At 41.3% G+C, this 8,106-nt stretch carries 5 protein-coding genes and 2 pseudogenes (1 of these 7 cut by a window edge); 5 read left to right on the top strand and 2 right to left on the bottom strand.

Annotated elements, in window-relative coordinates; translation table 11 throughout:
- Positions 1-190: pseudogene (locus tag F3741_09265) on the top strand (2-oxoglutarate:ferredoxin oxidoreductase) (it extends 629 nt beyond the left edge of the window).
- Between the two features lie 101 nt (positions 191-291).
- Here the strand turns inward: F3741_09265 and F3741_09260 are convergent.
- Positions 292-1,133 (bottom strand): annotated as a pseudogene (locus F3741_09260) (DDE-type integrase/transposase/recombinase).
- 308 nt (positions 1,134-1,441) lie between these two features.
- Here F3741_09260 and dnaK point away from each other — a divergent pair.
- From dnaK to dnaJ, 3 genes are all read left to right on the top strand, one after another.
- Positions 1,442-3,346, top strand: a complete 1,905-nt coding sequence (gene dnaK, locus F3741_09255) for a molecular chaperone DnaK (protein ID MZG30974.1) — start codon at positions 1,442-1,444, stop codon at positions 3,344-3,346.
- 70 nt (positions 3,347-3,416) lie between these two features.
- On the top strand, positions 3,417-4,031 hold the full coding sequence (locus tag F3741_09250) for a nucleotide exchange factor GrpE (GenBank protein ID MZG30973.1): 615 nt from the start codon (positions 3,417-3,419) through the stop codon (positions 4,029-4,031).
- Between the two features lie 66 nt (positions 4,032-4,097).
- Positions 4,098-5,189, top strand: a complete 1,092-nt coding sequence (dnaJ, locus tag F3741_09245; GenBank protein MZG30972.1) for a molecular chaperone DnaJ — start codon at positions 4,098-4,100, stop codon at positions 5,187-5,189.
- 13 nt (positions 5,190-5,202) lie between these two features.
- On the opposite strand, the gene F3741_09240 is transcribed toward dnaJ, so the two are convergent.
- The gene (locus F3741_09240) at positions 5,203-7,326 is read right to left on the bottom strand and encodes a sulfatase-like hydrolase/transferase (GenBank protein ID MZG30971.1); all 2,124 of its coding nucleotides are present in this window, start codon (positions 7,324-7,326) and stop codon (positions 5,203-5,205) included.
- 84 nt (positions 7,327-7,410) lie between these two features.
- On the opposite strand from F3741_09240, the gene F3741_09235 reads away from it, so the two are divergent.
- Positions 7,411-7,626: a hypothetical protein gene (locus tag F3741_09235; protein MZG30970.1), complete on the top strand. Its 216-nt coding sequence runs from the start codon at positions 7,411-7,413 to the stop codon at positions 7,624-7,626.
- The last annotated feature ends 480 nt before the right edge of the window (positions 7,627-8,106 follow it).

The raw sequence follows: 8,106 nt of genomic DNA, 5'->3' as shown, positions 1-8,106 counted from the left end.
GAAAAGGGTGACTGAAGCAGTCCGTAAAGCTAAAAAAGATGGTGTTGAGCCTTGGGCCTACACAAAAGAAGGGAAAGAAGAACTAGAAGAAATAGCCGCACGAAAAAAGGCTGAAGCGGCACCCGCCAAGGAAGATACCGTTTTATTTATGGGAGAATTAGAGCAAGGACTCGATGAACACGCAGAATAATTATTGCATTTATTCGATCAACAGATTTAAAAGCCCGCTTGTGCTAAGCGGGCTTTTTTTGTTTAACTTCCTTGACCTGCCCCTGTTAGTTGTACCACTGTTTAAGTTAGTATTTCCACCTTTGGCTTAATCGTTTCCGGTGCTGGAGGTTGATAGTTCAGTGAACTATGCGGTCTAAACTGATTGTATTCTTTCCTCCAGTAAAGTTGTAAAGATTTCTCCATTCAATAGCTCATCTCGGAGTTTTCCATTAAATGACTCATTGTATCCATTTTCCCAAGGAGAACCTGGTTCAATGAATAACGTTTGAACTCCTAATCGTTCCAGCCAGCTTCTGACTGCTTTTGCTGTAAATTCAGGACCATTATCAGAGCGAATGAAGCCTGGAAGCCCCCTATAGATAAAAAGATACCCAATTTGCTCTAATACATCTTGAGAATTTAACTTTCTTGCAACCTTGAGAGCCAGACACTCCCTTGTATGCTCATCAATCAACGTTAAAATCCGTAAAGGTCGTCCATCCTCCGTTCTCGTTGCTACAAAATCATAACTCCATACATGATCCTTAAACTGAGGCCTTAGTCTGATACACGACAAATCCTTCTCTCAGAAACATCGAAGTGTTTCATTGCATGAAGCACAGCTCGACGCTTCTTTGTCGGGCTTAATACTTTCCCTCAGCTACTTCCTTTAGAATCGCTTTGTCCAGAGACAAATCAGCTACCAGCTTTCTCAGTCGAGCATTTTCTTTCTCAACTTCCTTCAACCGTTTAGCTTGGTCAACACTCAAACTACCGTACTCTTTCCGCCAACGGTAATAAGTTTGCTCCGTTACTCCTATCTTTTTGCACACTTGACCAATCTTACTTCCTTTAGCCTGTAATACCTCTGCTTCTCGCAAATAACCAATAATCTGTTCAGATGAATATCTTTTCCTGGCCACCTTACCCCCCCTAATCTAAAGGTTTTTGACCCAAATCCTAACATAGGCTTTGGATCAGTTTATTGGGGGCAGGCCATACCCATCACTCACCTCTAAAACAGCATAACTTCTTTAATTAAATAAGTTTATGGCTATTTGACATAAATATCACTCAAAAAATAAATTAAATAAAAACCCCTGTACGCGGCTTGACATTATCTCTTGTCAATCTTATTTAAATATCAGCATTGCAAATAGATAACACCCATTTACGAAAATCAGTAAATTTAAAAAATAATTTTTAAAAATTTAGGAAAGGATCAAATCTCATGGGAAAAATCGTAGGAATAGATTTGGGAACCACAAACTCAGTGGTTGCCGTTATGGAAGGTAGCGAGCCTAAAGTCATTCTTAATGAGGAAGGAAGTCGAACGACTCCTTCCGTTGTCGCCTTTACCAAAGAAGGTGAAATATTGGTAGGTCAGGTGGCTAAAAGACAGGCCATCGCTAACCCAGAAAATACGATTTTCTCCATCAAACGCTTTATGGGTAGATCGCTAAATGAAGTGGCAGAAGAAATGAAAATGGTTCCTTATGAAGTTATCCAAGGATCCAAAAATGAGGTGCGGATTAAAGCCGGAGATAAATCTTACACTCCTCCTGAAATATCGGCCATGATTCTGCAAAAACTAAAAAAGTCTGCTGAAGCTTATCTTGGCCAACCCGTTACAGAAGCTGTGATCACTGTCCCAGCTTATTTTAACGACGCCCAGCGCCAGGCAACCAAAGATGCAGGTAAGATTGCCGGAATGGAGGTGAAACGTATCATCAATGAGCCTACAGCTTCTGCACTGGCATATGGACTGGACAAGAAAAAAGACCACACCATAGGAGTCTATGACTTTGGTGGTGGTACGTTTGACATTTCGATCCTTGAAGTCGGCGACAATGTCGTTGAAGTTAAAGCCACAAACGGTGATACTCATCTTGGTGGTGATAATCTTGATCAGCGGGTTATCGACTGGCTGGTAGATGAATTTAAAAAAGAGCAAGGTATTGATCTTTCAAAAGACAATATGGCCCTCCAGAGGCTCAAGGAAGCCGCTGAAAAAGCCAAGATAGAGCTTTCAACCACCAATGAGACCGATATCAACCTTCCTTTTATCACTGCTGATGCGGGGGGTCCAAAACATTTGAACCTCAAAATTTCTCGAGCAAAATTTGAAGCAATGATTGATGATCTGCTGGACAAATCAAAAACTCCTTGTCTTCAGGCATTGAAGGATGCTGGTCTCAAGGCCGACCAGATTCATGAAGCAATTCTGGTTGGTGGTTCCACACGAGTCCCTAAAGCTCAAGAGCTGGTGAAGGACCTTTTTGGTAAAGAGCCTCATCGTGGTGTAAACCCTGATGAAGTGGTTGCGCTTGGTGCTGCTGTTCAGGCAGGCGTACTTTCCGGTGACGTGAAAGACATTCTTCTTCTTGATGTCACTCCGCTTTCTCTCGGAATCGAAACCCTGGGAGGAGTCACCACTAAACTTATTGAGCGCAATACCACCATTCCCACCCGCAAAGCGGAAACGTTTTCAACAGCAGCAGACAACCAGCCTTCTGTTGAGATCAATGTGCTACAGGGTGAACGTGAGATGGCAAAGGATAACCGCTCCCTTGGAAAGTTCCATCTGGATGGAATTCCACCAGCACCCAGAGGTGTCCCCCAGGTTGAAGTGACCTTTGATATTGATGCCAACGGTATTTTGCACGTTGGCGCTAAGGATAAGGGAACCGGAAAAGAACAAAAAATCACCATCACTGATTCAACCGGTTTGAATGAGGACGAAATCGAGCAAATGGTTAAAGACGCTGAAGCAAACGCTGAAGCAGATCAAGAAAGAAGGGAAAGCATTGATGTAAAAAATCAGCTCGACTCTGTAATCTACAATGTGGAAAAAACCCTGAAAGAAAATAAAGAAAAGCTTAAAGAGGAAGACGTAAAAGAAGCTGAAGAAACCATTGAGGAAGCCAAAAAGCATCTTGAAGGCGACATGGCTGTTATGAAAGAACAAATCGAAAAAGTCAATCAGGTTGCACATAAACTGGCTCAAACTATGTATACCCAATCTCAAGATGCAGGTGGAGAAACGCCTCCTGAGGGCGATTCAAGCACCGGCTCTGACACCAAATCGGACGATGATGTTGTCGATGCCGAATTTGAAGATATTGGAAAAAAATAAAAAGACTAATTACGTGCCTCCGGGTTCTTCGGAGGCACGATTTCATTCCCAATAAACCTGAAAAACCCCTATGGCAAAAAAAAAATCAAAAGCATCTGCTAAATCTAACGAAGAACCCGTCATTAACATTGTTGATAGAAGGTCTGCCCTGCTTGAAGATGATGCTGTGGACGATGCCGAGGCTAACATTGAAGATCGACTGCCCACATATGTAGAAAAACTCAAGCAGGAGGCTGAAGAAAAGGACAAACGTCTGCGTGAATACATAGCTGCTTATAAAGAGAAATCAGGTGAAAACGATGATTTCAGAAAACGCCTCGAAAAAGATAATGACATTCGCCTGGATCAGTTCAAGGCGAATTTGTTTTCCCGGTTGACTCCAATTCTAGACAATTTAAATAGAGCTATTCAAAACACCCATTCAAGTAAGGATCTGGAAGCCCTCCAGAAAGGTGTGGAACTGGTAGCCAAGCAGTATGCCCGGGAACTGAAAAATAACGGGGTGGAACAAATCAATACCCAGAACAGAAAGTTTGACCCGAATACGGACGAAGTGCTCATGACAGAGGACACTACTGATCCTGAAAAGGATAATATGATTGTTGAAGAACTCGAACCGGGTTATATTTTCAAGGAAAAACTGATCAAGGCTGCCAAAGTAAAAGTGGCCCATTTAGTAAAATAAGGTGCTTTCCTCCCATAGGGCAGGTGGTATAAAAAGAATTAATTCTCTCTGGAAATAAATCGACTTATGACCCAACGTGACTATTATGAAGTGCTCGGTGTTTCTCAAAATGCGAATGAAAGCGAACTGAAAAAAGCCTACAGGCAAAAAGCTCTCCAATACCACCCAGATAAAAACCCTGGCGATAAAGAGGCCGAAGACAAATTCAAAGAAGCATCCGAAGCTTATGATGTTTTAAAGGATCCTGAAAAAAGGCAAATCTACGACCAGTTTGGGCACGAAGGCCTTAAAGGGCGCGGATTTGGTGGATTCAGTGGTTTTGACGATATCTTCTCTCAGTTTGGGGACATATTTGGTGATTTCTTTGGTGGAGGTGGAAGGCAACAGAGAACAGGGTCAGATTTACGACTCGATATTTCCATCACTTTTGAAGAAGCAATATTTGGCATAGAAAAAGAAGTCGAAGTCAGCAAACATAATCCCTGTGGAACCTGTAGAGGTTCTGGAGCAAAACCCGGCCACAGTCCCCAAACCTGCGGAACCTGCAGAGGAACGGGTCAGGTGATCCGTGCTCAGGGATTTTTTAGTGTCCAGTCCACTTGTCCTGACTGCCGGGGAGCCGGCCAAACAATCACCCATCCCTGCCAGGAATGCCATGGAGACGGGCGGGTTCTTAAAAATAAAAAATTATCCATCAATATCCCAGCAGGTGTAGATGATGGTTCACGGCTCAGACTAAAAGGTGAAGGGGAACCCGGACCTCAGGGCCTACCACCTGGAGACCTCTATGTCATCATGCATGTTGCAGCACATGACTCTTTTCACCGGGAAGGACACGATATCCATTGCCGCCTCAAGCTGACATTTTCTCAAGCGGCTTTGGGCGCTGAAATCCAGGTTCCTCTTGTCGATAAAGGAAAAACACAGGTTATATCTGTTCCAGCCGGAGCGCAAACCAATGAAACTTATCGCATTCCCGGAGCCGGAGTGCCTCAATTGAGGGGACATGGCAGGGGCGATCAAGTCATTCACTTCATTGTAGAAACCCCCAGAAACTTGAACAAAAGACAAAAGGAACTCTTCAAAGAATTATCAGAAATAGATGGTAACCCGATTAAAGAAACATTAAAGGGATTTTTCCAGAAGTTACGAATGTAAAATATACACCTCTTTAATTCAATAGAGGTTTAAAAACTTTATCTCCCTTATTAGAATCCTTGTTAATTAAATATATATCCACTTCGTTAGTTCCCTTCTTAAATGCTATTTCTGGTAACAACGACAGGATATTATCGCTATCCTCAATATTGATGACAGGAGATACGGCCCGAAATATATTATTCACGGCAATTAAAAATGCCCAATTATCTTTATCATCAATTCCAACTAATTTACCCTTAACGATTGCAGGTAAAACACCCGGCCTTGTCTCAACCTGAGAACCCGAATCCAGATGCACTTTAATACTTTCCATTGGCTGAACCTTGAAATCTGCCACAGGTCTATCCATGAAAGAATGTGCATCTTCATCATGCAGTCGAAATCTGTCCCAGCCTTCAAACTTGCCAAATAAATCCCGTTTTCTTTTTACTCCATCAAGCAAAGACTCCCTTAAATCGTTTGGAACCGGAAAGGGTCTAATCATAGAATCATGAATAATTCTTTCACGTGTCCCGGAAGAATTATTCAACAGTGATTTTCCTTCCAATTCCCATGGTATTTCTACTCCCAGAACATCTGCCAAAGTAGGCAGAACATCCAATAAGGTAGCTGGCAAATCACTCACTCTCCCCTCCTTCTGTCCTGGAAGTTTAATAAAAAGAGGTATAGATGCGATATCGCCCAATGAATTAACATCTATCTCCCGGCGAAACGTTCCAGCTTTAATAGACACACCATGGTCTGCAGCCAAAATGAACAATGATGGTTCTAAAAGATTTTTCTCTTCAAGACGGTCCAATAACTTTCCTATCAAATGGTCTGTATACCCCAGCTGATTGATAAGTTTCTGGTTTTGAAAAGAAATTAAATTTATATTTTTAGACCACATTCCTCCTTTTGGTAGATCTTCATTCATACCTATGTTGTCAAATTCTCCAACAAGGTCATACTTTTTTCCAGAAGTTAAAAATCTATAAGGATTGTGGGGATAGAGTATATGCAGGAAATAAAATTTCTTTCCAGCAGCAGAGTTAAGGCTTTCCAAAAAGTTTTCAAAAATATCTTCCCTCCCATCAATCTGACGCTGTTTGAACTCAGGAGCAAGAAAAGGAATCACAAAATCTTTTCTAACTAAACTCACTTTCTCACTGGCAATTGAATTTTTCCTTCCCCAAAAGTTCTTATAGCCCTGGGATACATCTGGAATATTAAAGCTTTTTGGCTGAGGAAGAATCCGGTTAAGATAAATAGCAGCCACATCTTTCCAGAATATTTCACCACTAGTCACCTCATCAGGTTCTTGTTGACTTAAGCAAATAGTAGGTGGACATAGTCTGACCGCTGATTCGTGGGCCATAACCTTATAATCGTTCCCTAACAAGGTAAACAGGTTATTTGGAAAATATTTGTATGTCCCAAAGCGGGAATTATCCTGCCACACTCCTGTAAGAACACTCCTTATTGAAGGCCCTGTAAATGCATAGTTTGTAGATGCATTTCGATACCAGTTTGATATTTTCGAAAGTCTGTCGAAGTTTGGAAAAGCATGCATATCAATGTTCAGATCTTCATCCAAAATTGGAGCAAGGGGAAATTCATCGAACAAAATAAAAACTACAGGGGTGTCCGAAGGAATTGAAACTTTGGGATAGTCTGCTTCTGTATATTCAGGAACTGCAAGAACAAATATTTTAGGCTCAAATAAAAATAATACCGGGAAAACTAGAATTGCCGGAGAAAAATAGTTTAAAAAATATTTTGGAGCCGTAAACTTCCCATAAATAAAAGAAAAAACCAGGCCTATCAATAACGCCCCTGAAATTGACCCCAAAACACTTTCATCCGCAATAATTTTCACGAACGGAAGAAGAATTATGATCGCAAGAGGAGACATAAAGATTCCTTCTGATAAAACTTTATTTTTAGCAAAAGGATATAATATAAAAGACACGAGTGACGCTATAACAAATGGAAATACAAAAGAAATCATTCCTATCATCAGGAATATATCGACAGGCTCCGAATTATGAGCCAAAAAGAAATTGGGCTCGTTGGAAAGAACACCATATAATGGGGACAGTGCCAGCCCGGCAAGGACAAAAATATGAAAAAATATTTTTGGAAAGTTATTCATAGCATATACAACCCTTATGGCAATTCTGAACCATTTTATGATTATCCGCCAGCTTCAACAAGCCGTATTTCCGCTGTTAAAACCATGAAATACTTTTTCTTTTTCCTGACTTTTTTCTTTATTTTTGTAGAACCCGCTTATTGTTATCTCGACCCCGGAGCAGGCAGTATGTTAGCCCAGTTAATCATGGGTGGAGTTGCTGGTGTGATGGTAGTATTTAAACTCTATTGGAAAAAACTGAAAAGTTTTTTTAGAACGAATCCAAGTCCTGAAAAGGATGAAGCATCTCATAAGGAGTGACCCCCATTGAGTCTCATTCCAGACCCTGCTTCTTTTCGCGATCCCAGAGGTAGAGTTTTTAAAAAAGGCCAACGTATCTTTCGACTGATTTTTGAACAGGGGGCAGAAAACTACCAGGTTGTTCGAGACACCAGGTTTGTTTCAAACATGAAAAACCTTGGTAAGATTATAGAATCCATCGAAGTAGACCCTTCCACTCTTGAAACACCCGGATTTCAACCTGAATATATAGTCGAGCACCCTCTTTTACCCTTTATCTCATATCCATACGAGTGGTGCTTTTCCATGCTTCAAAAAGCAGCCTTGTTACACCTAGACCTCCAGTCCCAGGCACTGAAAGAGAACCTGATGTTCTCCGATGCAAGTGCTTATAACATTCAATTCAAAGGCTCAAAACCAGTTTTTATCGATAGTCTCTCAATTCAACCCTATCAGGAAGGACAGGTTTGGGAAGGTCACCAGCAGTTTTGCGAACAGTTC

This window comes from Nitrospinota bacterium (genome assembly GCA_009873635.1).
In the GTDB taxonomy this organism is placed as follows: Bacteria; Nitrospinota; Nitrospinia; order Nitrospinales; family VA-1; genus LS-NOB.
This window is presented reverse-complemented; position numbering and strand designations above follow the sequence as displayed.